Annotated in this window: 2 protein-coding genes; both read left to right on the top strand. The window is 61.5% G+C overall.

Annotated elements, in window-relative coordinates:
• Positions 1–1,174, top strand: a 1,174-nt coding sequence (locus tag EGI20_RS18505; protein ID WP_498633161.1) for a YadA family autotransporter adhesin, incomplete at its 5' end; no start/stop codon positions are given.
• Between the two features lie 137 nt (positions 1,175–1,311).
• Positions 1,312–1,533: YgiW/YdeI family stress tolerance OB fold protein (locus tag EGI20_RS18510; RefSeq protein ID WP_498633162.1), on the top strand; the 222-nt coding region annotated here is incomplete at its 3' end.

Below are 1,533 nucleotides of genomic sequence, written 5' to 3' on the forward strand. Positions count from 1 at the left end.
GACAGCCAACGACGCGAAAACTGCAGCCAGCGCTGCGCAGTTGACGGCCGACGCGGCCAAAACTGCGGCTAGCGCCGCACAGTCGACAGCTACCGAAGCGAAAATGGCAGCCACCGAGGCGAAAACTGCAGCCAGCGCTGCGCAGTTGACGGCCGACGCGGCCAAAGACGCGGCCAGCGCCGCACAGTCGACAGCTACCGAAGCCAAGACGGCAGCCACCGAGGCAAAGACTGCGGCCAGCGCCGCGCAGACGACGGCGACCGAAGCCAAGACCATTGCTACCGAGGCGAAAACTGCGGCTAGCGCCGCGCAGACGACGGCCACCGAAGCGAAGACGGCTGCTACCGAAGCCAAGACCGCAGCAGCCACCGCCGACGCCAAAGCGACCACGGCCCAGACCACGGCCGATCGTGCTGAAACCAAGGCGGATCGTGCCGAAACCAAGGCAGATAAGGCGCTGGGTATGCTGGAGGATGGCACCTTGCGCGCGGGTGGTGCCCAGAGTTCGGGTGATAAAAACTCGATTGCCATCGGTGCCGACGCGAAAGCGGATAAGGCCAACAGTATTGCTATCGGCGCGGGTTCTTATGCCAAGTCGTCCGTGGCGATCGGTGTGAACAGTGCTGCGTCTGGCACCAACAGCACCGCGATCGGGGATGAAGCCAAGGCGCGCGGCGAATTCGCGGTGGCGCTGGGCAATAATGCCGAAGTGAAGGCTAATGCCAAAAATGCGGTCGCGCTGGGTAATGGTTCGGTGGCCACCGAATCCGATACCGTGAGCGTGGGCGCGGCGGGGGCGGAGCGTCGTATCGTGAATGTGGCGGATGCAACCAGTAAGACCGATGCGGTCAACCTGGGGCAATTGCAGCAGTTTACCCGCGAGCTGGGCAGCCAGTTTGACCAGCGCATGGACAATCTGGAAGACACGATCAAGAGTAGCCAGCGCGAGTACCGCGCCGGCATCTCGCTGGCCGGTGCCAATGCGGCGGCGGTGACCAATGCGATGCAGGTACAGGGCATCGGGGTAGGCCTGTCCAGCTTTGCCGGGCATGGCGCGCTGGCGTTGGCCTTGGGGCGCAGGCTGGAGAGCGGCAATTCGCTTAGTCTGAGTGTGGGCGTGAGCGGCAGCAAAACGCAGGTGTCGGGCGGCTTTGGCGTGCCACTGAAATGGTAAAGTAGTTTTTACCGGATGCTTAGGTTCGAAAGCGAGGGGAGATCCCTCGCTTTTTTGTTTTTACCTGCTTAAGTATTCCTTAATCTCTAAATGATTAAATGCCGTCTATCGAAACCGGATGCACAAGGAACACTGCCATGAAAAAACTCGCCATCTCCGCCCTGATCGCCACCGTTCTGCCACTGGCAGCCTATGCAGGCGATGCCCAGAACAGCTATACCGGCCCGGGTGCCGTGCCGGGCGTGACGACAATTACCGCCGCACAAAAAGCGGCCGACGATACCCGCTTCGTGCTGGAAGGGCAGATCGTCAAGCAGCTCACGCATGAGACTTACCAGTTCCGCGATGCCAGCGGCGAG

Source organism: Aquitalea sp. S1-19 (genome assembly GCF_024343515.1).